24 protein-coding genes are annotated in these 26,074 nt (G+C 71.8%); 10 read left to right on the top strand and 14 right to left on the bottom strand.

Going from position 1 to position 26,074, the window contains the following annotated elements; genetic code table 11:
• Positions 1-19: 19 nt before the first annotated feature.
• Positions 20-832 (bottom strand): hypothetical protein, encoded by an 813-nt coding sequence (locus tag ABZY12_RS08765; protein ID WP_356888562.1) that lies wholly within the window; start codon positions 830-832, stop codon positions 20-22.
• A 182-nt stretch (positions 833-1,014) separates the two neighbouring features.
• Between ABZY12_RS08765 and ABZY12_RS08760 the strand changes: the two genes are divergently transcribed.
• The 6 genes from ABZY12_RS08760 to cseC all read left to right on the top strand — a co-directional run bounded on the left by ABZY12_RS08760 (position 1,015) and on the right by cseC (position 6,479).
• Positions 1,015-1,677 (top strand): phosphatase PAP2 family protein, encoded by a 663-nt coding sequence (locus ABZY12_RS08760; RefSeq protein ID WP_356888561.1) that lies wholly within the window; start codon positions 1,015-1,017, stop codon positions 1,675-1,677.
• Positions 1,678-1,699: 22 nt separating this feature from the next.
• Positions 1,700-2,614 carry an A/G-specific adenine glycosylase gene (locus ABZY12_RS08755; RefSeq protein WP_356888560.1) on the top strand — a complete coding sequence of 305 codons (915 nt, stop codon included), beginning with the start codon at positions 1,700-1,702 and terminating at the stop codon, positions 2,612-2,614.
• 207 nt (positions 2,615-2,821) lie between these two features.
• The gene (locus ABZY12_RS08750; protein ID WP_356888559.1) at positions 2,822-3,397 is read left to right on the top strand and encodes a SigE family RNA polymerase sigma factor; all 576 of its coding nucleotides are present in this window, start codon (positions 2,822-2,824) and stop codon (positions 3,395-3,397) included.
• A 341-nt stretch (positions 3,398-3,738) separates the two neighbouring features.
• Positions 3,739-4,350 carry a hypothetical protein gene (locus tag ABZY12_RS08745; RefSeq protein ID WP_356888589.1) on the top strand — a complete coding sequence of 204 codons (612 nt, stop codon included), beginning with the start codon at positions 3,739-3,741 and terminating at the stop codon, positions 4,348-4,350.
• Between the two features lie 97 nt (positions 4,351-4,447).
• Positions 4,448-5,152, top strand: a complete 705-nt coding sequence (gene cseB, locus ABZY12_RS08740) for a two-component system response regulator CseB (protein WP_356888558.1) — start codon at positions 4,448-4,450, stop codon at positions 5,150-5,152.
• 10 nt (positions 5,153-5,162) lie between these two features.
• On the top strand, positions 5,163-6,479 hold the full coding sequence (gene cseC, locus ABZY12_RS08735) for a two-component system sensor histidine kinase CseC (protein WP_356888557.1): 1,317 nt from the start codon (positions 5,163-5,165) through the stop codon (positions 6,477-6,479).
• 68 nt (positions 6,480-6,547) lie between these two features.
• Here the strand turns inward: cseC and ABZY12_RS08730 are convergent, their stop codons facing one another.
• Positions 6,548-8,125 carry an MDR family MFS transporter gene (locus ABZY12_RS08730; RefSeq protein ID WP_356888556.1) on the bottom strand — a complete coding sequence of 526 codons (1,578 nt, stop codon included), beginning with the start codon at positions 8,123-8,125 and terminating at the stop codon, positions 6,548-6,550.
• A gap of 124 nt (positions 8,126-8,249) precedes the next feature.
• Here ABZY12_RS08730 and ABZY12_RS08725 point away from each other — a divergent pair, with 124 nt between their 5' ends.
• On the top strand, positions 8,250-8,804 hold the full coding sequence (locus ABZY12_RS08725) for a helix-turn-helix domain-containing protein (RefSeq protein WP_356888555.1): 555 nt from the start codon (positions 8,250-8,252) through the stop codon (positions 8,802-8,804).
• A 16-nt stretch (positions 8,805-8,820) separates the two neighbouring features.
• Here the strand turns inward: ABZY12_RS08725 and ABZY12_RS08720 are convergent, their stop codons facing one another.
• On the bottom strand, positions 8,821-9,543 hold the full coding sequence (locus tag ABZY12_RS08720; protein WP_356888554.1) for a M23 family metallopeptidase: 723 nt from the start codon (positions 9,541-9,543) through the stop codon (positions 8,821-8,823).
• Positions 9,544-10,015: 472 nt separating this feature from the next.
• Here ABZY12_RS08720 and ABZY12_RS08715 point away from each other — a divergent pair, with 472 nt between their 5' ends.
• Positions 10,016-13,045 carry an NACHT domain-containing protein gene (locus tag ABZY12_RS08715; protein WP_356888553.1) on the top strand — a complete coding sequence of 1,010 codons (3,030 nt, stop codon included), beginning with the start codon at positions 10,016-10,018 and terminating at the stop codon, positions 13,043-13,045.
• A 73-nt stretch (positions 13,046-13,118) separates the two neighbouring features.
• Here the strand turns inward: ABZY12_RS08715 and ABZY12_RS08710 are convergent, their stop codons facing one another.
• Positions 13,119-15,644, bottom strand: coding sequence for an ATP-dependent Clp protease ATP-binding subunit (locus ABZY12_RS08710; protein WP_356888552.1), 2,526 nt, complete (start codon positions 15,642-15,644; stop codon positions 13,119-13,121).
• 463 nt (positions 15,645-16,107) lie between these two features.
• Between ABZY12_RS08710 and ABZY12_RS08705 the strand changes: the two genes are divergently transcribed.
• Positions 16,108-16,704: an SCO3374 family protein gene (locus ABZY12_RS08705; RefSeq protein ID WP_356888551.1), complete on the top strand. Its 597-nt coding sequence runs from the start codon at positions 16,108-16,110 to the stop codon at positions 16,702-16,704.
• Here ABZY12_RS08705 and ABZY12_RS08700 read toward each other — a convergent pair.
• From ABZY12_RS08700 to ABZY12_RS08655, 10 genes are all read right to left on the bottom strand, one after another.
• Positions 16,683-17,018 (bottom strand): Lsr2 family protein, encoded by a 336-nt coding sequence (locus ABZY12_RS08700; protein WP_356888550.1) that lies wholly within the window; start codon positions 17,016-17,018, stop codon positions 16,683-16,685. The two genes, ABZY12_RS08705 and ABZY12_RS08700, sit on opposite strands and share 22 nt — an antisense overlap.
• A gap of 144 nt (positions 17,019-17,162) precedes the next feature.
• The gene (locus ABZY12_RS08695) at positions 17,163-17,699 is read right to left on the bottom strand and encodes an amino-acid N-acetyltransferase (protein ID WP_356888549.1); all 537 of its coding nucleotides are present in this window, start codon (positions 17,697-17,699) and stop codon (positions 17,163-17,165) included.
• Between the two features lie 9 nt (positions 17,700-17,708).
• On the bottom strand, positions 17,709-18,131 hold the full coding sequence (locus ABZY12_RS08690) for a BlaI/MecI/CopY family transcriptional regulator (protein ID WP_356888548.1): 423 nt from the start codon (positions 18,129-18,131) through the stop codon (positions 17,709-17,711).
• Between the two features lie 120 nt (positions 18,132-18,251).
• The gene (locus ABZY12_RS08685) at positions 18,252-18,428 is read right to left on the bottom strand and encodes a hypothetical protein (RefSeq protein ID WP_356888547.1); all 177 of its coding nucleotides are present in this window, start codon (positions 18,426-18,428) and stop codon (positions 18,252-18,254) included.
• Between the two features lie 14 nt (positions 18,429-18,442).
• Positions 18,443-19,018, bottom strand: coding sequence for a hypothetical protein (locus ABZY12_RS08680; RefSeq protein ID WP_356888588.1), 576 nt, complete (start codon positions 19,016-19,018; stop codon positions 18,443-18,445).
• A gap of 151 nt (positions 19,019-19,169) precedes the next feature.
• Positions 19,170-19,976, bottom strand: coding sequence for a type III pantothenate kinase (locus ABZY12_RS08675; protein ID WP_356888546.1), 807 nt, complete (start codon positions 19,974-19,976; stop codon positions 19,170-19,172).
• The gene (nadC, locus tag ABZY12_RS08670; RefSeq protein ID WP_356888545.1) at positions 19,976-21,022 is read right to left on the bottom strand and encodes a carboxylating nicotinate-nucleotide diphosphorylase; all 1,047 of its coding nucleotides are present in this window, start codon (positions 21,020-21,022) and stop codon (positions 19,976-19,978) included. Before nadC ends, ABZY12_RS08675 begins: the two co-directional genes overlap by 1 nt.
• A gap of 2 nt (positions 21,023-21,024) precedes the next feature.
• Positions 21,025-22,722, bottom strand: a complete 1,698-nt coding sequence (locus ABZY12_RS08665; protein ID WP_356888544.1) for an L-aspartate oxidase — start codon at positions 22,720-22,722, stop codon at positions 21,025-21,027.
• Positions 22,719-23,792 carry a pantoate--beta-alanine ligase gene (gene panC, locus ABZY12_RS08660; RefSeq protein WP_356888543.1) on the bottom strand — a complete coding sequence of 358 codons (1,074 nt, stop codon included), beginning with the start codon at positions 23,790-23,792 and terminating at the stop codon, positions 22,719-22,721. The genes ABZY12_RS08665 and panC overlap by 4 nt, the downstream gene beginning before the upstream one ends.
• Positions 23,789-24,700, bottom strand: coding sequence for a DUF2520 domain-containing protein (locus ABZY12_RS08655; protein ID WP_356888542.1), 912 nt, complete (start codon positions 24,698-24,700; stop codon positions 23,789-23,791). Before ABZY12_RS08655 ends, panC begins: the two co-directional genes overlap by 4 nt.
• A gap of 124 nt (positions 24,701-24,824) precedes the next feature.
• On the opposite strand from ABZY12_RS08655, the gene ABZY12_RS08650 reads away from it, so the two are divergent.
• On the top strand, positions 24,825-25,967 hold the full coding sequence (locus ABZY12_RS08650) for a beta-eliminating lyase-related protein (protein ID WP_356888541.1): 1,143 nt from the start codon (positions 24,825-24,827) through the stop codon (positions 25,965-25,967).
• Positions 25,968-26,074: the final 107 nt, after the last annotated feature.

Genomic DNA, 26,074 nt, shown 5'->3' with positions numbered 1-26,074 from the left:
CGGCCGAACCGCCGACCCGTCAGTCCTTAGCCAGCGTGAACGACGCCGGAAGCACCTTCGCGCCCGGCATCGTCGCCTCCACCAGATACGTCCCCGGCCCCACCGGGGCCGCCGGAGGAGTCGCGCACTGCGGGGCGCTCCGCTCGCGGTCCCACTCCACGGTGTGCGTGATCGTCGAGCGCGCCGGCACCCGGAGCAGGACGCCGGCGGCCGGGCGCGGGCAGTCGCGGGAGGACCAGACGTCGTTGTCCGTGGCGTCGCTGATGGTCAACACGGCGTTCCTGGGCCCGAAATCGGCCTTGCAGTCGACGGCCGAGGTGTTCTTGGCGACCAGGTGGAAACGCGGCTTCTCGCCCGGCTCGTACGAGACCTTGGCGCTCTTGAGCGTCAACTGAAGCGCGCCGGGCGCGCAGTTCGGGAGCGGGGAACCGGCCGGAACCTGCTGTCCCGCGCTCGCTCCGCCGCCGTCGCCGCCCACGCCGTCCGTGTCGCCGTTCTTGCCGGCGCCCTCCGTACCGGCACCCGCGCCCGTGTTCGTACCGCCCTCGGCGTCGCCGCCGGAGCTGTCGCCGGAGCCGGAATTCCCGGACTCGTCGCGCCCACCGGGCTGTTCGCTGATCGCGGGACCGGAGCCGGAGGGTCCGGGGGTGATCGAGGGTGCGGGGGAAGAGCCGTTGGCGCCGTCACTCGGCTTCTTCCCGCCACCGCCACCGGAGGTGACGGCCCAGAGCGCGAGCACCGCGACAAGCGCGATCAGGCACAGCGCGACCGCCCTCCGTCGCCAGTAGATGGAGGAGGGAAGCGGCCCGACCGGATTGCGCAGAGATCCCACGCCCCGAACCTTACGAGAGATCGGCGCCAACTCCCGCCCCACCCGCCGCCCCAGGCACAAGTTTTGCCGATGATCACATCCTCCGCCGTTCACGGCCACCGGTCACCCCCACTTTCGTCGGGGGTCGTCGTCGCCCTTCGCCTCGGGCACCCGCCGTCCGCCTCCGGTTAGCGTCACGGGTCATGGACTACCTCTCCGATCTCTCCGCCGACCTGTATCTCGACATCACCGGCTTCGCCCACGCCACTCCGCACTGGTTCCAGTGGCTCGCCGAGGCGTGGACGGAGGCGGGCCTGCTGCTCTTCGGCGTGCTGTTCCTGGCCGGCTGGTGGCGGGCCAGAGCCGGATCGAGCGGCGCGATGGCGCTCGCGCTCCTCGCACCGCTCGCGACCGCCTTCGGGTACGTGGTGAGCGAGGCGCTCAAGTCGGTGGTGGACGAGGAGCGTCCGTGCCGGGCGGTGGCGGGGGCGCCCGCCGCGCTCGTGCCCTGCCCGGCGACCGGTGACTGGTCGTTTCCCAGCAACCACGCGGCGATCGCGGGCGCCGCGGCGGTCGCGCTCGCGCTGTCCTGGCGCGTCATCGCCCTGCTGACCGTGCCGATGGCGCTGCTGATGGCCTTCTCCCGGGTGTTCGTCGGCGTCCACTACCCGCACGACGTGACGGTCGGTCTGCTGCTCGGCGGCGCGACGGCGTTCCTGGTCGTCAAGGCGGCGTACCGGCCCGTCCGGGCGCTGGTCGAGACGTCCAGGGCGAGCCGTAACGGCGTCGTGGTGTGGTGCGCGGGGCGCGGGCCGCGCCAGGACACCTCCACGCGCCCCGAGGGCGTGCGCCACGGCGCGTACTGAACGTGTCAGGATCGTGGGTGCCATGACTTCCATCGACGCGCCCTTCACCGACGCTCCTCCGGCCCCTGCCGATCTGCACGGGCCCGTCCTCGCCTGGTTCGACCGGCACGCCCGCGACCTGCCCTGGCGCCGCCCGGAGGCGGGGGCGTGGGGCGTGATGGTGAGCGAGTTCATGCTTCAGCAGACGCCCGTCGTGCGGGTGCTGCCGGTGTACGAGCAGTGGCTCGCGCGCTGGCCGCGCCCGGCCGACCTGGCCGCCGAGGCGCCGGGCGAGGCCGTCCGCGCCTGGGGCAGGCTCGGGTACCCGCGGCGGGCGCTGCGGCTGCACGCGGCGGCCGTCGCCATAACGGAGCGGCACGGCGGGGACGTACCGAGCGAGCACGGCCAGCTGCTCGCGCTGCCCGGGATCGGGGAGTACACCGCCGCTGCGGTGGCCTCGTTCGCGTACGGGCAGCGGCACGCGGTCCTCGACACCAACGTCCGCCGGGTCTTCGCCCGGGCGGCGACCGGCGTCCAGTACCCGCCGAACGCCACCACGGCCGCCGAGCGCAGGCTCGCGCGGGAGCTTCTGCCGCGGGACGAGGCGACGGCGGCCCGCTGGGCGGCCGCCTCCATGGAGCTGGGCGCGCTGGTGTGCACCGCGAAGAACGAGGACTGCGGGCGGTGCCCGATCGCGGCGCGGTGCGTCTGGCGGCTCGCCGGGAAGCCGGCCCACGACGGCCCGCCGCGGCGCGGCCAGACGTACGCCGGGACGGACCGCCAGGTGCGCGGCAAGCTGCTGGCCGTCCTGCGGGAGGCGGTGGCCGCGGTGCCGCAGGCCGCCCTGGACGCGGTCTGGGACGAGCCGGTCCAGCGTGCCCGCGCCTTGGACGGCCTGGTCGCGGACGGTCTGGTGGAACCGCTGGAGAACGGCTTCTACCGCCTGCCGCTCTCCTGACCCTCCGTCCCCCACCGCTGTCCCGGCCGCCCCGAGACGGCCGCCGCCGACCGACGGCCCCTCCCCGCCACCGGCCCCCTGTTACACAACCGATGGGCAGCCGTGCGTCCGCCGACGGCTTCTCCGCACAGCCTCGTGACAACCGCTCCGTAGCGTCGTCGACGTCACAGAGACAAGCAGGTCACGGGGATCGGAAGGCGGTTCGGGATGTCGCACGGCGAGGTGCTCGACTTCGAGGAGTACGTACGCACTCGGCAGGACGCGCTGCTGCGCAGCGCCCGTCGGCTGGTGCCCGACCCCGTCGACGCGCAGGACCTGCTGCAGACCGCTCTCGTCCGTACGTACGGACGCTGGGACGGGATCGCCGACAAGTCGCTCGCCGACGCCTACCTCCGCCGGGTGATGATCAACACGCGTACGGAGTGGTGGCGCGCCCGCAAGCTGGAGGAGGTCCCCACCGAGCAGCTGCCCGACGCCCGCGTCGACGACGCCACGGAGCAGCACGCCGACCGGGCCCTGCTGATGGACATTCTCAAGATCCTCGCGCCGAAGCAGCGCAGTGTGGTCGTCCTGCGCCACTGGGAACAGATGAGCACGGAGGAGACCGCGGCGGCGCTCGGCATGTCGACGGGTACGGTGAAGAGCACGCTCCACCGCGCACTGGCCCGGCTTCGTCAGGAACTGGAGAGCCGCGGCGTCGCCGACGCCCGAGCTCTGGAGCGGACGACCGAGCGGACCACGGCACGAGGCAACGGACGGGGGCGGGAGCGGTGCGCGGCCTAGGGCGTGTCTTCGGGATCAGGCCGGATCAGGGAGCGGCGCCCGGTGCGTGCGATCGCAAGGCGGAGGAGGGAGACAACGCGGAGCGTTGGCGACCGACGACAACGCGGCGAGCGTGCGCACCGGACGCCGCGAGCCCGGCAAGATCCGAAAGACACGCCCTGGGCGCCAGATCCGACACCCACGAGAACCACGGCACCGACGAGCATCACGGCGGCCGCAGCGGCCCGAGCGGCTACGGCGGCCCTGACGGCCCCTTCGGCCACAAGGACCACGAAGACCAGGACCACGAAGACCCCGGGGCCCGCGGCTTTCGTTCGGTCCGGGCGGCGAGCACCACGGCACTGGCCGGGCTCGTCGCCGTCGGTCTGTTCGTGACCGCGTGCTCGACCGGCGGTACGGGCTCCCGCGACGAGGGCGCGGCCCGCGCGGACGAGCCGGCCTCGGCGCCCGCGGCCTCCTCTCCCTCGGCCTCCGCCGGGCAGCAGCCGTCCAAGCGGGTCGACCCGATCGCGCTCATCAAGTCCGATCCGAAGATCGGCGAGCGGCTGAAGGAGGACCTGAAGCCCTGCGTCGCGGACGCCTACCCGGTGGACACCTCCTACGGGAACCTGACCGGCGGAACCTCGCCCGATGTCGTCGTCAACGTCATGACCTGCGGCGACGCCGTCGGTATCGGCACGTACGTGTATCGCGAGGAGAACGACCGGTACAAGAACGTCTTCATGGCCGAGGACGCGGCGGTCTACGCCACGATCGACCGCGGCGACCTGGTGGTGACCAAGCAGGTGTACGCCAAGGGCGACCCGGTGGCGTACCCGTCGGGCGAGGACGTGATCACGTACCGCTGGTCGGGGAACAGGTTCACCCAGCACGACTGGGTGCACAACGACTACAGCCGCGCGCTGGGCGACGGTGGCATCGACCCCGCGCCCGCCCCGTCCGGCGGCGACTGACCGGACGGCCGGCACCGGCCCTCGCGGCGGCCGGGACCGACGAGAACCACGAGAATCACGAGACCCACGAGAACGACCCGGAACGGAGAGGCGCGCGATGGCCGAGACCCATGTGCTGTTCGTCGAGGACGACGACGTCATCCGCGAGGCGACCCAGCTCGCACTGGAGCGGGACGGCTTCGCGGTGACCGCGATGCCCGACGGGCTCTCCGGTCTGGAGGCGTTCCGGGCCGACCGGCCCGACATCGCGCTGCTCGACGTGATGCTGCCGGGGATGGACGGCGTCAGCCTGTGCCGGCGGATCCGCGACGAGTCGACCGTCCCCGTGATCATGCTGTCCGCGCGGGCCGACTCCATCGATGTCGTCCTGGGCCTGGAGGCCGGGGCCGACGACTACGTGACCAAGCCCTTCGACGGGTCCGTTCTCGTCGCCCGGATCCGTGCCGTGCTGCGCCGCTTCGGGCACGCGGGCGGTCCGGCGGCCGGCGAGGCGGGACGGTCCGAGGCATCCGAGGGCGGGGTGCTCGCCTTCGGTGACCTGGAGGTCGACACCGAGGGCATGGAGGTCCGCAGGGGCGGTGCGCCGGTGGCTCTCACCCCGACCGAGATGCGGCTGCTGCTGGAGTTCTCCTCGGCGCCGGGCACGGTGCTGTCCCGGGACAAGCTCCTGGAGCGGGTCTGGGACTACGGCTGGGGCGGCGACACCCGGGTGGTGGACGTCCATGTCCAGCGGCTGCGCAGCAAGATCGGCCAGGACCGGATCGAGACGGTCCGCGGCTTCGGCTACAAACTCAAGGGATGAAGCTCAAGGGATGAAGCGGGTCGCACTGCGTACGGGGGTCCGCTGGAAGATCGCCGTCGCCATCGCCGCGGTGGGCGCGCTCATCGCCGTCACCCTCAGCCTGGTCGTCCACAACTCGGCCCGCGTCTCGATGCTCGACAACGCGCGCGAGGTGCAGATGGAGCGGCTGCTCTTCGCCCAGCGCCTGTACGAGAGCTCCAAGCCGAAGGAGCCGCGGTTCGGCACCAAGATCAACGACCCGATGCTGCCGCCGCAGCTGGACCAGCTGATGCGGGACAAGCGGCGGGGCACCTTCGTGCAGGAGCACCGCCACGGCGGGCCGCCCGACGTGTGGGCGGCCGTGCCGCTCGCCAACGGGGACGTGCTCTCGCTGCACATCCCGTTCGCCGACCGCAGTACGGCGATCATGAAGGACCTCGACCGGGCCCTGATCATCGGCTCCGTCTCGGTGGTCTTCGGCGGCTGCGCCCTCGGCGTCCTCATCGGCGGCCAGCTCTCGCGCCGGCTGCGCAAGGCGGCCGCGGCCGCGGGCAAGGTCGCGCAGGGCAACACGAACGTACGGGTACGGCACGCGATCGGCGGAGTCGTACGCGACGAGACGGACGAGCTGGCCCGGGCGGTCGACGCCCTGACCGACGCGCTCCAGGAACGGATCGAGGCCGAGCGCCGGGTCACCGCGGACATCGCGCACGAGCTGCGCACCCCGGTCACCGGGCTGCTGACGGCGGCCGAGCTGCTGCCCCCGGGGCGGCCGACCGAGCTCGTACGGGACCGGGCGCAGGCGATGCGGACCCTGGTCGAGGACGTGCTGGAGGTCGCCCGGCTCGACAGCGCGTCGGAGCGGGCCGAGCTCCAGGAGATCGCGCTCGGCGAGTTCGTCGAGCGGCGGGTGCGGGCGCTCGACCCGGAGGCGGTGGTGCGAGTGGTGCACGAGTCCTGGGTCAACACCGATCCGCGGCGCCTGGAGCGGATCCTGGGCAATCTGCTCGCGAACGCGGCCAAGCACGGCAAGCCGCCGGTGGAGGTCACGGTCGAGGGCCGGGTGGTCCGCGTACGGGACCACGGCCCCGGCTTCCCGGAGGCGCTGCTGCGCGAGGGCCCGAGCCGGTTCCGTACGGGCACGAGCGACCGCGCGGGCCAGGGGCACGGGCTCGGCCTGACGATCGCGGCGGGGCAGGCCCGGGTCCTGGGGGCGCGGCTGACCTTCCGGAACGCGGCGCCCGAGGGCACCCCGGAGGGGGCGGGCGGCGCGATCGCGGTGCTCTGGCTCCCGGACCACGCGCCGACGAACACCGGCAGCTTCCCGATGATCACGTTCCCGGACTGAGCGCGTCCGCCCGCACGGCGGACGGCCCCGGCGCTCGCGCGCCGGGGCCGTCCTCGTACCGGTGATGCTCAGACCGTCTCGGCGACCTTGGGGGCGTCGCCCTCGGTGGCCGTGGCCGGCTTGCGCTCGGGACCGGCCCCGCGCAGCGCCACCTCCTTGACGAAGAAGGCGAGGACGAAGCCGATCACCGCGACCGCCGCGGCCACCAGGAAGGCGGAGTGGGTGCCGGAGGCCACCGCGTACTGGTACGCCTCGCGCAGCTCGGCCGGCAGCTTCGCCAGGCTGGCGGCGTCGAGCTGGGCCGAGCGCTGGGTCAGCTCGGCGCCGCCGCGCGCCGCCATCTCGTCCTGGACCCGGCCGGTGAAGAGCGCACCCATGATCGCGACGCCGAAGGAGGAGCCGAGCGTCCGGAAGAGGGTGGTCGCGGAGGAGGCGACGCCCATGTCCTTCAGCTCGACGCTGTTCTGCGCGACGAGCATCGTGATCTGCATCAGGAAGCCCATGCCCGCGCCGAGCACGGCCATGTAGACGCCCGACGTGAGCCGCGAGGTGCCGGTGTCCATCTGGGCGAGCAGGAAGAGGCCGACGACCATCAGCGCGGTACCGATGATCGGGAAGATCTTGTACTTGCCGCTGTTGGTGGTGATCCGGCCGGAGACGAGCGAGACGACCATCATCGCCAGGAGCATCGGCAGGAGCAGCAGACCGGAGTTGGTGGCGGAGGCGCCCTGCACGGACTGCTGGAACAGCGGCAGGAAGAGGACCGCGCCGAACATCACGAAGCCGGTGAGGAAACCGATCACCGACATGAGGGTGAAGTTGCCGCTGCGGAAGATGTGCAGCGGCATGATCGGGTCGGCGGCGCGCGTCTCGGCCCACAGGAACGCGGCCAGGGCGGCGACACCGGCGACCGCGAGTCCGACGATGGTCGCGGAGCCCCAGGCGTACTCCGTACCGCCCCAGGTGGTGACGAGGACGATCGAGGTGATGCCGACGGTCAGGAGTCCGGCGCCGAGGAAGTCGATGCGGGTGCCCGCGGTCCGCTCCTTGCGGGGCAGGTGCAGCACGGCGGTGACCATCGCGAGGGCGACGGCGCCCAGCGGCAGGTTGATGTAGAAGGACCAGCGCCAGCCCCAGTGGTCGGTGATGGTGCCGCCGACGAGCGGTCCGCCGATCATGGCGAGGGCCATCACGCCGGCCATCATGCCCTGGTACTTGCCGCGCTCACGGGGCGGGATCAGGTCGCCGATGATCGCCATGACGCCGACCATCAGACCGCCGGCGCCCAGGCCCTGGATCGTACGGAAGCCGATGAGCTGGCCCATGTCCTGGGCCATGCCGCTGAGCGCCGAACCGATCAGGAAGATCACGATCGAGATCAGGAAGATGCCCTTGCGGCCGAACATGTCGCCGAGCTTGCCCCAGATGGGCGTGGAGGCGGCCGTGGCCAGGGTGTAGGCGGTGACCACCCAGGAGAGGTGCTCCAAGCCGCCGAGTTCACCGACGATCGTCGGCATGGCGGTGCCGATGATCATGTTGTCCAGCATCGCGAGCAGCATCGCGATCATCAGGGCGAGCAGGACGACGCGGACGCTGCGCGCCTTCTCGGTCCCTTCGGCTCTCTTCGGCGCTGGTGTCGTCGTCATGTCTCCCACTCCCCGTACCCTTCTGGGTCCTTACTTGCCGCCCGGCTAGTTACTACACTGGGGACGGTAGACGCGTAACTAGCCGGGCGTCAAGTAAGTAAAAGTGTGTGGGAGCGAGCAGACCATGGCCAGAGGCAACACCCGCCAGCGCATCCAGGACGTGGCTCTCGAACTCTTCGCCGAGCAGGGGTACGACAAGACCTCACTGCGCGAGATCGCCGAACGGCTCGACGTCACGAAGGCGGCGCTGTACTACCACTTCAAGACCAAGGAAGACATCCTGATCGGGCTCTTCCAGGACCTCACCCGCCCCATGGACGAGCTGATCGCCTGGGCGCACGCGCAGCCCCGGACCCTGGAGACCCGGCGGGAGACCCTGCGCCGCTACCAGCTGGCGCTGCGCGACGCGACGCCGCTGTACCGCTTCATGCAGGAGAACCAGGCGACCGTGCGCGAGCTCAGCGTCGGCCTGACCTTCAAGGAGCGGATGCTGGAGCTGACGGACCTCGTGCAGGAGCCGGACTTCGCGATCGTCGACCGGGTGCGCTGCATCAGCGCGATCTTCACCCTGCACGCCGGCACCTTCCACATGGAGAACGTCGAGGGCGACCCCGAGGAGAAGCACGAAGCCGTCCTCGAGGTCGCCCTCGATCTGCTCACTCAGGCGCACCACGCCTGAGAGCTCGTTCCCAGCGTCAGATGGTGACGCCCACGGAGCGCAGGAAGGCCGACGGGTTGAGCGCGGAGCCGTAGTTCGGGGTCGTACGGATCTCGAAGTGCAGGTGCGGGCCGGACGAGTTGCCGGTGTTGCCGGACAGGGCGATCTTCTGGCCGGCGGCGACCTTCTGGCCGATGCCCACGTTGATCTTCGACAGGTGGGCGTACTGCGAGTACTTGCCGTTGGCGTGCTTGACGACGATGGCGTTGCCGTACGCCGGACCGTCACCGCCGCCGTTCGGGCCCGCCTTCACCACGGTGCCGGCGCCGGCGGCCTTGACCGCGGTGCCGACCGGAACGGCGAAGTCCTGGCCGGAGTGCTTGTGGGACCACATGGCGCCGCCCTGGTTGAAGCTGGCGGTCAGCGTGTAGGACACGACCGGCTTGACCCAGGCGGGGTTCTTCTTGACGGCCTTCGGGGCGGCCTTCTTGACGGCGGCGGCCTTCGCGGCGGCCTGCTTGGCGGCGACGGCCTTGGCCGCTGCCTGCTTCACGGCGGCGGCCTTGACGGCGGCCTGCGCCTGGGCATCGGCCTGCGCGGCGACGGCAGCGGACGCACCGGTCGCGGCGGACGCGATGGTGGCCTTGCCCTCGACGGCGAAGGCAGACCCTGCTCCGGCCACCAGCGACGCTCCCAGACCCGCGGCGGCGAGGGCGACGGCGGTGACACGGGCGGCGGGGTTCATGACGCGCTTCGACATACGGGGGAAAACCTCCGGGCAGAACGGGACCCGACGCGAACGGCGCGCCGGGCTGGCCATCCCTTGGTAACCCGGACCCCCATCACCACCCAAACCCCCCATCTACGACATCTCGTCGTAGCGATCTCCAGGGAAGTTCAGGTCTTGACGACCCAGGACCCCCCTCTCGGAAATCGGACAAACCACCCCAAGCGCTTCGGTTTATCCGCACGTCGGGCCCCTTGGGAAGGGAGCGACAGGCCGTATCCCGTACGGGTCGGGGCACTCCGGGACGAAAGTCCCGAGCCCGCCACCCTGAAAGTCCCGAATCGACACCAATGGTCATCACTATTCCGGTTAGTACAGGCCGAAACGCCTGTGCGCCTTGTCACGGCGGGCCGCACCGGAATGCGACCTGGGTCACGCAACCACGGCCCTCCGGATCACGTCCCGCACTACGCTGACGGCTCCGGGGACGTACGGGGGGACACCTATGGATCCAGCACTCATCGGCACCCGCCTCGCCTCCGGCGCGATCGGCCCGCTGCTGAGAAAACTCCTGGTCAAGGACGGCCCGGGAGCGGGCCTCACCGGGGCAGGCCGCCGCATCCGGCTCTCCCGGCTCGTCTCCTTCCGCGGCGAGCAGCGCACCCTGACCGACAAGGACGTCCGCACACTGGCCGCCACCCTGGTCGGGCGCGCGCGGACGGGCCCCGGGGAATCCCCGTTCCCCGCCGACGAGACCGAGGCCGTCACCGACACCCTGGCCGCCACGCTCCTCGCCCTCGGCGACCTCGACATGGACGACGTGCAGGCGGTCCGGCTCGGCCACCGCGACCTCGCCCGCCGTCTTCGCGCCGCGGCCCCGCCCCCCGACGGCCTGTCGACGGACTCCGCCCTCTTCCTCGACTCGCTCACCGAGTGGGCCTGCCTGCACATCCTGGAGTTCTTCACCCAGCGCTCCACCTTCGTCGGCCGCACGCTGGTCGAGCAGAGCCGGGGTCAGAGCGAGCTCATCGGCAAGCTCGACGCGCTGCTCACCCGTACGCCGAGGCCGGATGGGCGCGACGCGGAGTTCGAACGGCGCTATCTGGCGCACCTGGCGAAGAAGCACGGCCGGCTGACGATCTACGGGGTCGACCTGCATCACACCCCGGACGAGTGGCCGCTGGACATGGCGTATCTGTCACTGGAGGCGACGGCGGAGCCGACGGGCGGCCCCTGGTCCACGGCACCCGAAGCGATGGGCACGACGAACGCCGGCCCCGGCGGCCCGGCGTTCGCGGTCCCTGACGAGGACGCGCCGCCTGAGCTGATCGTCCCCGTGCACCGCGCGGCGGACTCCCTCCGCGCCGACCTCGCCCTCGCCCGCCACGACAGGGTCCTCCTGCGCGGCCTGGCCGGCTCCGGCAAGACGACCCTCGTCCAGTGGCTGACGGTCTCGGCGGCGACCGAGCGCCGGGCGGAGGGCATGGCGTACCTCCGGGGCCGTATCCCCTTCGTCCTCCCGCTGCGCACCCTCACCCGCCACGGCGAACGGCTCCCCTCCCCCGACCGCTTCCTCTCCGCCGCCGGCTGCCCGCTCACCCCGCCCGAGGGCTGGACCGACCGCGTCCTCGCCGCCGGGCGCGGCCTGATCCTCGTCGACGGCATCGACGAGATCCCCGAGGCCGAGCGCGAGCGCGCCCGCCGCTGGCTCCGCGATCTCCTCACCGCCTACGACGGCAACCGCTGGCTGGTCACCTCCCGCCCCACCGCCGTACGCGACGACTGGCTGACCACCGACGGCTTCACGGAACTGACCCTCTCCCCCATGTCCCGCGCCGAGGTCACCACCTTCGTCCAGCGCTGGCACCAGGCGGCGGGACCGGACGCCCACCCGTACGAGCGACCCCTCCTGGAGGCCCTGCGCACCACCGAGCACGTCGCGCAGCTCGCCACCAACCCGCTGATGTGCGGCCTCGTCTGCGCCCTGCACCGCGACCGCCGCGGCTTTCTGCCCCGGGGCCGCAAGGCGCTGTACGAGGCCGCGCTGGCGATGCTTCTTTCGCGGCGGGACCGCGAGCGGGACATGGGGACGCCGTACGTGATCGAGCTGGGCGAGGCGCCGCAGATCCAACTGATCCAGCGGCTCGCGTACTGGCTCACGCTCAACGGCCGCACGCAGATGGACCGTTCTCACGCCGAGTCGATCGTCCGGTCCGCCGTTCCCGCCGTCCCGGAGGCGGCGGCCTTCGGTGACCCCGGCGCGGTCTTCACTCATCTGCTCCACCGCAGCGGCCTGCTGCGTGAACCGACCCCCGGCACCGTCGACTTCGTGCACCGCACCTTCCAGGACCACCTCGCCGCGAAGGCCCTCGTCGACGAGTGGCACATCGGCGTCCTGGTCCAGCACGCGGCGGACGACCAGTGGGAGGACGTCATCCGCATGGCGGTCGGCCACGCCCGCCCGCGCGAATGCGCGGAGATCCTCGCCGAGTTGCTGAAGGCGGCTGACGCGGCGGAGGACCGCCGCGGCCGGCTCCGCGTCCTTGTGGTGGCGGCGACGGCCCTGGAACAGGCCACGGAGGTCTCCCCGGAGATCCGGCAGCGGATCCTCGCGCGCACGGCGGAGGTGATCCCGCCGCGCCACCCGGCGGAGGCGCGGGAGCTGGCGTCGGTGGGACGGGCGGTGCTGGACTTGCTGCCCGAACCACACGGTCTCGGCGACCACGAGGCTCAGATGGCCGTGGTGACCGCCTCCCACGTCGGAGCCGACGCCGCCCTGCCCTACCTGGCCCGGTTCGCCGACCACCCTGACCTCCTGATCCGCTCCCAACTCATGTGGGCCTGGCACCGGTACGACACCCATGCGTACGCCGACGAGATCATCGCCCGGATCGACCAGACGGGCCTCCAGTTCACCCTCGGCTCGGACGAACAGGCGGACGCGCTCGTCCGACTGGGGTTGAGGCCCGCGGCCCTGGACCTCCGCCCGGGCCTCTCGGACCGGGGAACGGCGACGCTGGCCCCCCTGCTCGCCGAGGTCCGGGACCTGAACGTCTCCGCATGGGATGCGTGGGCCGCCGCGACCTTCGTGAGGTCCGACCGCCTGAACATGCTCGTCGCCTCCGTCGCCCCGACCGAGGGCTTCGGCTCGCTCGCCCGGCTGCCGGACCTGAGGGTGCTCGTCCTCCGACAGGCCGCCTCGCTGACCACCCGGGACTGGCACGACATGGCGGGGCTCGGGAGCGTGCGTACCCTCCACGTCCGCTCCGCCGTGCTGCGCGACGCCCCCGACGCCCTCCGGCTGCCTCAGGTCGAGCGGCTGACGCTGTACCTGGCCCCCACCGACGCGCCCCTCACCAAGGTCGCCCAGGTCTTTCCCGGGCTTCGGCGGCTGTCCCTGCGGCAGGGGCCCGGGGACGGGGAGCAGAACCTGGCCCCGCTGGCCGGACTCGGGCACCTGCGGCTGGTCAGCGGGCCCGGTCTCCGCTTCACCGGCACCGAACACCTCCGCCCCACCGTCGGAGTCCGGACATGACCTGCCCAGACAGAAGGGGCGGCCCCGGACTCTTCCGAGTCCGGGGCCGCCCCTTCGACCGCTCAGCGCGGCGTCACGCGTCCTTCGAGAGGTTCGGGCCGGAACCGCCCGCGGCCTGCTCGATCGGCGGGACGTCCGGCAGTGCCGACTTCTCCTCGCCGCGGAAGGTGAACTTCTTCTCCTCACCCTCGCCCTCGGTGTCCACGACCACGATGTGACCGGGGCGCAGCTCGCCGAAGAGGATCTTCTCGGAGAGCGAGTCCTCGATCTCGCGCTGGATCGTCCGGCGCAGCGGCCGGGCGCCCAGAACGGGGTCGTAACCCTTCTTGGCGAGCAGGTCCTTCGCGGACTGGGAGAGCTCGATGCCCATGTCCCGGTCCTTCAGGCGCTCGTCCACCCGGCCGATCATCAGGTCGACGATCTGCAGGATGTCGTCCTGGGTGAGCTGCGGGAAGACGATGACGTCGTCCACACGGTTCAGGAACTCCGGGCGGAAGTGCTGCTTCAGCTCGTCGCTGACCTTCGCCTTCATCCGCTCGTAGTTGGACTTCGTGTCGCCCTGGGCCGCGAAGCCGAGGTTGAAGCCCTTCGAGATGTCCCGGGTCCCGAGGTTGGTCGTCATGATGATGACCGTGTTCTTGAAGTCCACGACCCGGCCCTGGGAGTCGGTCAGGCGACCGTCCTCCAGGATCTGGAGAAGGGAATTGAAGATATCGGGGTGGGCCTTCTCGACCTCGTCGAAGAGGACGACGGAGAACGGCTTGCGGCGCACCTTCTCGGTGAGCTGGCCGCCCTCTTCGTAGCCCACGTATCCGGGGGGAGAACCGAAGAGCCGGGAGACCGTGTGCTTCTCGCTGAACTCCGACATGTCGAGGGAGATCATCGCGTCCTCGTCGCCGAAGAGGAATTCGGCGAGCGCCTTGGACAGCTCGGTCTTACCGACACCGGACGGGCCGGCGAAGATGAACGAGCCACCGGGGCGCTTCGGGTCCTTCAGACCGGCACGCGTACGGCGGATCGCCTTCGACAGACCGCGGACGGCGTCGACCTGGCCGATGACGCGCTTGTGGAGCTCGTCCTCCATACGGAGCAGACGCGAGGACTCCTCCTCGGTCAGCTTGAAGACCGGAATGCCGGTGGCGGTCGCGAGGACCTCGGCGATGAGCTCGCCGTCGACCTCGGCGACGACGTCCATGTCGCCGGCCTTCCACTCCTTCTCCCGCTTGGCCTTCGCCGCCAGCAGCTGCTTCTCCTTGTCGCGGAGAGAAGCCGCCTTCTCGAAGTCCTGGGAGTCGATCGCGGACTCCTTGTCCCGGCGGACACCGGCGATCTTCTCGTCGAACTCGCGGAGGTCCGGCGGCGCGGTCATCCGGCGGATGCGCATCCGGGAGCCGGCCTCGTCGATCAGGTCGATCGCCTTGTCCGGGAGGAAGCGGTCCGAGATGTACCGGTCGGCCAGGGTCGCGGCCTGGACGAGGGCCTCGTCCGTGATGGAGACACGGTGGTGGGCCTCGTACCGGTCACGCAGACCCTTGAGGATCTCGATCGTGTGCGGCAGCGACGGCTCGGCGACCTGAATGGGCTGGAAGCGGCGCTCGAGGGCCGCGTCCTTCTCCAGGTACTTGCGGTACTCGTCGAGCGTGGTGGCACCGATGGTCTGGAGTTCGCCGCGGGCCAGCATCGGCTTGAGGATGCTGGCGGCGTCGATCGCGCCCTCGGCGGCGCCCGCACCCACGAGGGTGTGGAGCTCGTCGATGAACAGGATGATGTCGCCGCGGGTGCGGATCTCCTTGAGGACCTTCTTCAGGCGCTCCTCGAAGTCACCGCGGTAGCGGGAGCCGGCGACCAGCGCACCCAGGTCGAGGGTGTAGAGGTGCTTGTCCTTGAGGGTCTCGGGCACCTCGCCCTTGACGATGGCCTGCGCCAGGCCCTCGACGACGGCGGTCTTGCCGACGCCGGGCTCGCCGATGAGGACCGGGTTGTTCTTCGTACGGCGGGACAGCACCTGCATGACCCGCTCGATCTCCTTCTCGCGCCCGATGACCGGGTCGAGCTTGGACTCACGAGCGGCCTGGGTGAGGTTCCGGCCGAACTGGTCGAGGACCAGGGACGTCGAGGGGGTGCCCTCGGCAGGACCGCCGGCGGTGGCGGCTTCCTTGCCCTGGTAGCCGGAGAGCAGCTGGATGACCTGCTGCCGCACCCGGTTGAGATCGGCGCCCAGCTTCACGAGGACCTGGGCGGCGACGCCCTCGCCCTCGCGGATCAGGCCGAGCAGGATGTGCTCGGTGCCGATGTAGTTGTGGCCGAGCTGGAGGGCCTCCCGGAGCGACAGCTCCAGGACCTTCTTGGCACGAGGGGTGAAGGGGATGTGCCCGGACGGGGCCTGCTGGCCCTGACCGATGATCTCCTCCACCTGCTGCCGGACCGCCTCGAGCGAAATCCCGAGGCTCTCCAGGGCCTTAGCGGCGACACCCTCACCCTCATGGATAAGGCCCAGGAGGATGTGCTCGGTGCCGATGTAGTTGTGGTTGAGCATCCGGGCTTCTTCCTGAGCCAGGACGACAACCCGCCGCGCGCGGTCGGTGAACCTCTCGAACATCGTTAATCGCTCCTCAGAGCGGTCAGTCAGTTAGGGGTCGATCCCCTCCCTGTCCTTCCGCAGCTTAGTCCCGCAAGCGGGGACCGCTCATTCCAACTGCCGACATCCGTCCGGATCACCCCCTTGTCCGTGGGGAGACCTGCTGCCGAACAGCCGACAAATGCTCCAACCCGATGGTGCGAGACGATGTTCCCGCAGGCCAAGCAGTTACCCACGCCATCTGTACGCCGATGGCGAACGTGAGACGCCAAAGCCCGCGAGTCGCCCCTCCCCACTAGGAATGTCTTACCCGTAAGCACTGACACTCCATGCGGCACACCCTGGTTCCCTCCGCTACGGGCGAACAACCTTGCGCTCTCGGATGCACCCGTACGCCCCCATCTCGGACACTCTGCGCAGTGGAACGAGGACGCTGAGTCAGCTTCGGGCGTAACCAACGCGACGGCGTGAGAGTTCCCCGGGCATGGCCTTCACCGTCCCGCTTCCCCGCCCGCCGCTCGAAGACGGCCCCGCGTGGTGGTACGAGAACGAACTCGGCTGGGCGACCGTGGACGGGCCGCCGGTGCAGCTGGTCACGGGGCTGCGCTTCGACGTCCTGGAGCTGCCCGTGGCGGCAGGCGGTGCCGTGCTGCGCAGGATGGGCGCCGCCACCGGGCCGGTGGCCCTCCAGGGGCGCAGGATGCGGCTACTGGTCGCCGCAGGAAGCGCGGACGAGCTGCCGGGGCTGCTCGACTGGCTGGAGTGGGGCGGGATCTCGCTGGATCTCGCCATGCTGGGCGCGGGCGGCCGGATGACCGCGCCCATCCCCCCAGGACGGAGCGGTTCCGGCGCGCCGGGCGCCGCGGTGTGGCTGCGGGCCCCCGAGCCCGGCCGCGAGGTGGAGTCCTCGCTGCCGGCCCTGCGGACCGCCGTGCGGGGCGGTGCGGCTGCCCCGTGTCTCGTACGACTCGTGGCCGCCGCGGCCGCGGAGTGTCACCGGGTGCGGCTGCTGAGCGCCCGTACCCGTGCGACTGGCCCGGCGTCCCAGCAGCTGACGCCTCAGCGGTTCGCGTCCTCGTAGGCCGCCTTGATCTCCGCGGGCACCCGACCGCGGTCGTTCACGTTGTAACCGTTCTCCTTGGCCCAGGCGCGGATCTTCGCGGTGTCCTGGCTGCCGCCGGCGGCGACCCGGCCCTTGCCGCGCGTACCGGCGCTGCGGCCACCAGTGCGGCGGCCGCTCTTGGTGTACGGCTCGAGCAGGCCACGGAGCTTGTCCGCGTTGGCGGTGGTGAGGTCGATCTCGTAGGTCTTGCCGTCCAGAGCGAACGTCACGGTCTCGTCCGCCTCGCCACCGTCGAGGTCATCGACAAGAAGGACCTGAACCTTCTGTGCCACCGGATTTCCTTTCATCGAAAATGCAGTACGCGGAAAGGAAACCGCTTTTCCCGGAAAAACACAAACCCCTGGCAGAGGTTCAGAAGCCCGACAGCGCGGGAAACGTGCGCGATTCGGACATAGGGTTCCGGACGCTCCTTACGCTCACAGGTGCAGAAGCATCCGGCTGTTGCCCAAGGTGTTCGGCTTCACTCGTTCGAGACCCAGGAACTCGGCGACACCCTCGTCATAGGAACGCAGGAGCTCGCTGTAGACATCTCCGTCGACCGGAGTCTCACCGATCTCGACGAAGCCGTGCTTCGCGAAGAAGTCGACTTCGAAGGTCAGGCAGAATACCCGGCGCACCCCGAGCCATCGGGCGGTGTGCAACAACTTGTCGAGCACCTGATGTCCGACGCCGGCGCCCTTGAACTCGGGATCGACGGCGAGAGTGCGCACTTCGGCGAGGTCTTCCCACATGACATGGAGTGCGCCGCATCCGACGACGGCCCCGTCCTCGTCGCGTTCGGCGACCCAGAACTCCTGGATGTCCTCGTAAAGAGTCACCGTCGCTTTGTCGAGCAGGATGCCCCGGCCGACGTACGGATCCACGAGTCGGCGGACCGCCGGGACATCACTGGTGCGGGCCCGGCGTACGGTGACGGCTTTCGAAGAGGACGGGGATGCGGAGGACGACGGCATGGGGGGACGTTATCGCCCTGACCCCTCCGTCTCGTCGGCGCCCTCCGCCGGTGGGGGCGGCGCGTCGGCGCTGTTGTGGCCGACGATGCGGATGGCGTCGTTGAGGGCCTCCCGCTGCTCGGGCGACATCATGCCGAAGAAGGCGACCAGGGCGGCGGCGGGGTTGTCGCTCTGGGACCACGCCTCGTTCATCAGCGCGGCGGAGTAGGCGGCGCGGGTGGAGACGGCGGTATATCGATAGGCGCGGCCGTCGACTTCCCTGCGCACCCAGCCCTTCTGATGGAGATTGTCCATTACCGTCATGACGGTGGTGTAGGCGATGGACCGTTCCTGCTGGAGATCCTCCAGTACTTCCCGCACGGTCACCGGGCGGTTCCATTGCCAGACGCGTGTCATGACGGCGTCTTCGAGCTCTCCCAATTGACGGGGCACATCGCCACCATAGTGGGCGATGGAGGAACCGAAGGTTATTGACGTAACAAACGCAACAAAAAGGACGTACGCCGCTAAAGCGGGGCGTACGTCCTCAGTGACGCGGGGCCGGAGCCGTGGCTACGGGGTGGAGCCGTCCGTCTGACGGGCGGCCTCGGTGCGGGCGAGGGCGGCGTCGACGGCCGCGTCCTCCTTGGCCTTGTTCGGGCCGCCCTGGCTCTTGACGATCGTGACCACGAGAGCGATGAAGAACGCGGCCATCACGACCGGGGGCACGAGCGCGGATACGTAGTCCATGGCGTCCAGGGTAGCTATCCGGCGACGCGTTCCTCGGGCGGGGGCGGGGGTACGGGGCGCCGGCGCGGCGGGAACACCTCGGAGGGCTTGGGCACCGGCCGCTCGGCGGGCGTGGGCGGCGGCGTCGGCCTCGGCTTGGGCTCGTCGCCGGCGCGGCCGCCGGGCAGGGCGAGCAGCCGGGTGCGCGGGGCGGGGGCGGTGGTCACGGACGCCTGGCAGACCCGGGCGAGGCGGGCGCGCACGGAGCGCTCCGCGAGGACCTGGCAGCGCTCCAGGAGGACGGCGGCGCGGGGGTTGCCGCGCAGGGCCCGCAGGGCGGCGAGGTCGTCCGCGGCGGGGTCGTACCCGGCGGCCAGGGCGTCCTGGAGGAGCTCCAGATAGCCGGGGAGCGAGCCGGGCAGGGCCTCGCGATAGCGGGCCAGGTCGTCGAGGAGGAAGGCGCGCAGCCGGCCGGCCTCGCGGACGGCGTCGTCCACGGATTCGGCGAGGCGCAGGCAGTCCTGGACGTCCTCGTCGTGGAGGGGGGCGGGGTGGAGGGCGGTGGCAAGGGCGCGTCGGAGCACACGCAGCTCGTCCGCGCTGAACGCCATGCCGCCGCGGGATCCGTATGGCGTGGGCATGAGGTGACAATACGCGCTAATCGGACAAATTTCGTTTACCGATCATCCCCCGGGCGCGTTGCCCTCCGGGCGGGCGGCGGGGCGCGGGACGGGGCCCGAAGAGTGTCTCAGGCCCCGCCGCCTACATCCGGGACACGTTGCGCTCGTAGACCAGGCGGAGGCCGATCAGGGTCAGCCAGGGCTCGTGCTCGTCGATCTGCGTCGATTCGCCCAGGACCATCGGGGCCAGGCCTCCCGTCGCGATCACCGTCACGTCCGACGGGTCGCCGCCGCGGCCCACGATGTCGCGCTTCATCCGGGCCACCACGCCGTCGACCTGGCCCGCGAAGCCGAACACGATGCCCGACTGCATCGCCTCGACCGTGTTCTTGCCGATCACGCTGCGCGGCCGGGCCAGTTCGATCTTGCGGAGCTGGGCGCCGCGGACCCCCAGCGCCTCGACCGAGATCTCGATGCCCGGCGCGATCGCGCCGCCCGCGTACTCACCGCGCGCGGTGATCGCGTCGTACGTCGTCGCCGTACCGAAGTCGACCACGATCGCCGGCCCGCCGTAGAGCTCCACCGCCGCGACCGCGTTGATGATGCGGTCCGCGCCGACCTCCTTCGGATTGTCCGTGAGGATCGGGACGCCGGTCTTGACGCCGGGCTCGACGAGGACGGCGGGAACGTCGCCGTAATAGCGCCGCGTCACCTCGCGCAGCTCGTGCAGGACCGAGGGCACCGTCGCGCAGATCGCGATGCCCTCGATGCCGTCGCTCAGCTCCACGCCCAGCAGCGGATGCATGCCCATCAGGCCCTGGAGCAGGACCGCCATCTCGTCGGCGGTGCGACGCGGGTCCGTCGAGATGCGCCAGTGCTCGACGATCTCCTCGCCGTCGAAGAGGCCGAGGACGGTGTGCGTGTTGCCGACGTCGATGGTGAGAAGCATCAGACAGCCGCCCCGGAGGCGTCGCGCAGGTCCAGGCCGATGTCCAGGATCGGGGACGAGTGCGTGAGCCCGCCCACCGCGAGGTAGTCCACGCCGGTGGCCGCGTAGGCCGCGGCGTTCTCCAGCGTCAGACGGCCGGAGGACTCCAGGGCGGCGCGGCCCGCGACGAGAGCGACCGCCTCCTCGGTCTCCATGGGGGTGAAGTTGTCGAGCAGGATCAGGTCGGCGCCCGCGTCCAGGACCTCGCGGACCTGGTGCAGCGTGTCCACCTCGACCTCGATGGGCAGATCCGGGAAGAGCTCCCGTACGGCCTTGAACGCCTGCGCCACGCCTCCGGCGGCCACCACGTGGTTGTCCTTCACCAGGGCCGCGTCGGAGAGCGACATGCGGTGGTTGACGCCACCGCCGCAGCGCACCGCGTACTTCTCCAGGGCGCGCAGGCCCGGCGTGGTCTTGCGGGTGTCGCGGACCCGGGCCTTGGTGCCCTCCAGGGCGTCCGCCCACGCGCGCGTGGCGGTGGCGATCCCGGAGAGACGGCACAGGATGTTCAGCGCGCTGCGCTCGCCGGTGAGCAGGTCGCGGGTGCGCGTGGTGACCGACAGAAGCTTCTGGCCGGCCTCGACCCGCTCGCCGTCCTCCACGTGCCGCTCGACCTCGAAGGTCTCCGTGCAGACGATGGACAGGATCGCCTCGGCGACCCGCAGGCCGGCCACGACGCCGGCCTCGCGCGCGGTGAAGTCGGCCGTGGCGACGGCGTCCTCGGGGACGGTCGCGACCGTGGTCACGTCCACCCCGCCGTCGAGGTCCTCCTCGATGGCCAGGTGGGCGATGTCCTCGACCTGGACGGGGTCGAGCCCCGCGTCGGCGAGCAGCTGCGCGAGGGCGGGGTCGAGCCCGCACTCGTACACCTCGTCGCCGTCGGCGCAGCCGCAGCCGTCACCGCAGCCGCCCGCCTCCGCCGCGGCCGTGCCGGGCGCGCTGATCTGGATCAGGGGTACGTCCACGGGCTGCGGGCGTTCTTCTTCGGGGGTGCTCGGCGTGCTCACGGTTACGGCTCCCTGGGTGCGTCGGCGGCGGTGGGGGGAAAGTCATGGGTCTCGGTGGGCCGGACGTCGAGGGCCCGCTCCGGGGTGAGGCGTACGACGAGATGGCGGCGCCAGGCCGTGTCGTCGCGCTCGGGGTGGTCCTCGCGCCAGTGGCAGCCCCGGGTCTCCTCGCGGCGGCGGGCGGCCGCGACCAGGACGCGGGCGACGCACAGCAGGTTGGTGGTCTCCCAGGACTCGACGCCGGGCTCGGCCGCCTTCGAGTCGTCGGTGCCGCCCGCGAGGGCGTCCGTGTGGAGGGCGTCCAGGGCCTCGGCGGCCTCGCGCAGACTCGCCGCGGAGCGGAGCACTCCGGCGCCGGCGGTCATGATCCGCTGGATACGGGTGCGGGCGCCGGCGACGGGCAGCGGGAGGATGACGGGCGCCGGGTGCGGCACCGGGGCGCCGGGCACGCGCGCGGTGCGGGCCGTGATGTCCTCGGCGATGCGCTCGGCGAAGACCAGACCCTCCAGGAGCGAGTTGGAGGCGAGCCGGTTGGCGCCGTGCACGCCTGTGCAGGCCACCTCGCCGCAGGCGTAGAGGCCGGGCACGGTGGTCCGGCCCCGCAGGTCGGTGCGGACCCCGCCGGAGGCGTAGTGGGCCGCAGGGGCGACCGGGATCGGCTCGGTGACCGGGTCGATGCCGTGGGCGCGACAGGCGGCCAGGATCGTGGGGAAGCGGTGCTCCCACATCTCGGCGCCGAAGTGCCGGGCGTCGAGGTACATGTGCTCGGTGCCCCGCTCCCGCATGCGGCGCGTGATCGCCTTGGCGACGATGTCGCGGGGGGCGAGTTCGGCCAGCTCGTGCTGCCCGAGCATGAAGCGGACCCCGTCCGCGTCGACGAGGTGGGCGCCCTCTCCGCGTACGGCCTCGGAGACCAGCGGCTGCTGGCCCTCGGCGTCGGCGCCGAGGAAGAGCACGGTGGGGTGGAACTGGACGAACTCGAGGTCGGAGACCTCGGCCCCGGCGCGCAACGCCAGCGCGACCCCGTCGCCGGTGGAGACGGCCGGGTTGGTGGTGGCGGAGAAGACCTGGCCCATGCCGCCGGTGGCCAGGACCACGGCGGGGGCGTGGACGGCGCCGACGCCGTCGTGCTGTCCCTCGCCCATGACGTGCAGGGTCACGCCCGCCGTGCGCCCTTCGGCGTCCGTGAGGAGGTCCAGGACGAGCGCGTGCTCGATGGTGCGCACGCCCCGGTCCCGTATCGCCTCGACGAGCGCGCGGGAGATCTCTGCGCCGGTGGCGTCGCCGCCCGCGTGCGCGATCCGGCGGCGGTGGTGACCGCCCTCGCGGGTCAGGGCGATCTCGCCCTCGGAGGTCTTGTCGAAGTCGGCGCCGGTGGCGATGAGCCGGCGGACGGCGTCGGGGCCCTCGGTGACCAGGGCGTGCACGGCCTGCTCGTCGCACAGCCCGGCTCCCGCGACGAGCGTGTCGTCCAGGTGCTGCTCGGGGCTGTCGCCCTCGCCGAGCGCGGCGGCTATGCCGCCCTGGGCCCAGCGGGTGGAGCCGTCGTCCAGGCGGGCCTTGGTGACGACGACCGTACGCAGTCCGGCGGCGGTGCAGCGCAGGGCGGCGGTCAGGCCGGCGACGCCGGAGCCGACCACGACGACGTCGGCGTCGATGGCCCAGCCAGGCGCGGGCGCGTGCAGCCGTATTCCGGTCACTTGGTGGCTCCGAACGTCAGCGGGATGTTGTCGATCAGCCGCGTGGTGCCGACGCGCGCGGCGACGGCGAGGATCGCCTCGCCGTCGTGGTCGTCGGCGACGTCGGTGAAGTCGGCCGGGTCGACGAGGGCGAGGTAGTCCAGGACGAGCGGCGGCTCGGCCTTGGCCGCGTCGTCGAGGACGGCGCGGGCCGCGGCCCGTACGGCGTCGGCGCCGCCGCACTCGGCGGCGGTGGCCTGGGCGACGGCGTGCGCGTCGGCCGCCGCGCGGGCCTCGCCGAGCCGGGAGAGCGCCTCGGCGCGGCTCTCCGAGCCGGGCAGCGAGGCGGCACGCGCGCTCAGCGCCTGCTGGGCGGCGAGCCGGTCGCTCGCGGCGAACAGCGCCCGGGACAGGGCGAGTGCGGTGCGGCGCTCGCCGTTGGAGAGGTAGCGGTTACGGCTGGAGAGGGCGAGGCCGTCGCTCTCGCGGACGGTCGGCACGCCGACGATCTCGACCGGGAAGTTCAGATCGCGGACCATCCGGCGGATGAGGGCCAGCTGCTGGGCGTCCTTCTGGCCGAAGAAGGCCACGTCAGGACGGGTGAGGTGGAGGAGCTTGGCGACGACGGTGAGCATGCCGTCGAAGTGCCCGGGGCGGGACGCGCCTTCGAGGCGCTCCCCCATGGGTCCGGCGGTGATCCGGACCTGGGGCTCCCCGCCGGGGTAGACCTCGTCGGCGGAGGGGGCGAAGACGGCGTCGGCTCCGGCGGCCGCGGCGGTCTCCAGGTCGGCGTCCAGCGTGCGCGGGTACCGGTCGAGGTCCTCGCCGGCCCCGAACTGGAGCGGGTTGACGAAGACGGTGACGACGACGAAGCCGTCCGGGCCGACGTGCTCGCGGGCCGTGCGGACGAGGGTGGCGTGACCGTCGTGGAGGGCGCCCATGGTCATGACGACGGCGCGCCTGCCGCGGCTCGGCAGCGCGTGGAGCTCGTCCGCCGTGCGGACCACCGCGAGGGGCACGGACGGTGCGGACGGTGCCGACGACGACACGGATGACGCGGGTGACGGCGTGGATGACGACGTGGACCTCATCGGGACTCCCCCTCTGCGAGCACGCCCAGCAGATCCTCGGCCAGCTCGGGCTTGAGCAGACCGTGCGCGAGCGCCCGGTCCGCGGTCGTGCGGGCCATCGCCAGATAGCCGGCGACCGTGCCGGGCGCGTGCTTGCGCAGTTCGGCGACGTGGGCGGCGACCGTGCCGGCGTCCCCGCGCGCGACGGGGCCGGTGAGGGCCGCGTCACCGGAGCGCAGGGCGTTGTCCAGGGCGGCGCCCAGGAGCGGGCCGAGCATCCGGTCGGGGGCGGCGACCCCGGCCGTACGGAGCAGGTCCATGGACTGGGCCACCAGCGTGACCAGGTGGTTCGCGCCGAGGGCGAGGGCGGCGTGGTAGAGCGGGCGGGCCTCCTCCGCGATCCACTCGGGCTCGCCGCCCATCTCGATCACCAGGGCCTCGGCGGCCAGCCGCAGCTCCTCGGGCGCGGTGACGCCGAAGGAGCAGCCGGCCAGCCGCTGGACGTCGACCGAGGTCCCGGTGAAGGTCATGGCGGGGTGCAGGGCGAGCGGCAGCGCGCCGGCGCGGCGGGCGGGGTCCAGGACCTTCACTCCGTACCGCCCGGAGGTGTGCGCCAGGATCTGCCCGGGCCGTACGGCTCCGGTCTCGGCGAGGCCCTCGACCAGGCCCGGCAGGGCGTCGTCGGGGACCGTCAGCAGAACCAGGTCGGCGTGGGCGAGCACCTGGGCGGGCGACATGATCGGCACGTCCGGGAGCAGGGTCGCGGCGCGGCGCACGGACGCGTCGGAGACCGCGGAGACGGCGACGGGGCGGTGACCCGCGAGCCGCAGGCAGGCGGCGAGGGCGGGCCCCACGCGGCCGGCTCCGACGACTCCGACGGTGAGTCGCGCGGGTCGGTCTTCCGCTCGGGGTTCTGCAGGTTGATTCACGCGGCAACGGCCTTCCGTTCCAGTCCGCGGGGGGTACCGGACGATTTCTCGTCATGCTACGCCAGCGTTTCGCGCCCCTCCGTGCCTGTCCACAGGGTGCGGGTGGCAGTGTGATGATCAGCCCATGGATGAGCGGGAGGCCCGGCTGCACCGGGCGCGGAGGGTGTGGGGCGGGGCCGGCCGGAAGCTGTGGCACTCGCCCGTCGAGGCGACGGCGGGGAGGCGGCTGCGGGAGCTGGCCGACCGGGCGGACGCCGACGGGTGCGGGGGCCTGCCGCTCGACGCGTACGGCGGCGGCCCGGTCGAGGAGGTCGAGCGGCGCGTCGCGGAGGAGTTGGGCCTGCCCGCCGCGGTGTTCTTCCCGACCGGCACGATGGCCCAGCAGGTGGCGCTGCGCTGCTGGTCGGGGCGGACCGGCAGCCCGGTCGTCGCCCTGCACCCCCTTTCCCACCCGGAGGTCCACGAGCGCGGTGCGCTCGGAGCGGTGAGCGGGCTGCGCACGGTCCATCCGACGGACGAGCCCCGGCTGCCGACGGCCGAGGAGGTACGGAACCATCCGGAGCCCTTCGGGACGCTGATGCTGGAGCTGCCGCTGCGGGACGCCGGTTTCACGCTGCCGAGCTGGGACGAACTGGTGGACGTCGTGGACGCGGCGCGCGAACGTGACGCAGTGGTGCACTTCGACGGCGCGCGGCTGTGGGAGTGCGCCCCTCACTTCGGGCGGGACCTGCGCGAGATCGCGGGCCTCGCGGACACCGTGTACGTCTCCTTCTACAAGTCCCTGGGCGGGATCTCCGGGGCCGCGCTGGCCGGCCCGGAGGACGTGATGGAGGAGGCGCGGGTATGGCTCCACCGGTACGGCGGGCTGATCTTCCAGCAGTTCCCCGCGGCGATGGCGGCGCTGAGCGGTCTCGCCGTGGAGCTGCCGAGGCTGCCCTCGTACGTGGCGCACGCGCGCGTGGTGGCGCAAGGGCTGCGGGCGGGCTTCGAGGAGGCGGGGGTGCCGTGGTTCCGGGTCCACCCCGAGACCCCGCACACCCACCAGTTCCAGGTGTGGCTCCCGTACGACCCGGACCTTCTGACGGCGGCGTCGCTGGCCCTGACGGTGGAGACGGACACCGTGCTCTTCCGCCGCTGGTCCTCGCCGGGGGCGGGCGGGCCGCCGGGTGTGGCGGTGACGGAGGTGACGGTCGGGGAGCCGGGGCTGTCCTGGACGGAGGACGACGTACGGGAGGCGGTGGGCGCCTTCCTCGCGCGCGTGGGTTGATTCCCCCACCCCCACCCCTTCCCCTTCCCGAAACCCTGCGGGGCTGGGGGAAAGGCGGTCAGCGGGGGCTGACGCCCTGAGAACCCCCTGCCGTCGCCGCGGCGGCT

The sequence above is a fragment of the Streptomyces sp. NPDC006551 genome, assembly GCF_040611675.1.
In the GTDB taxonomy this organism is placed as follows: domain Bacteria; phylum Actinomycetota; class Actinomycetes; order Streptomycetales; family Streptomycetaceae; genus Streptomyces.
This window is presented reverse-complemented; position numbering and strand designations above follow the sequence as displayed.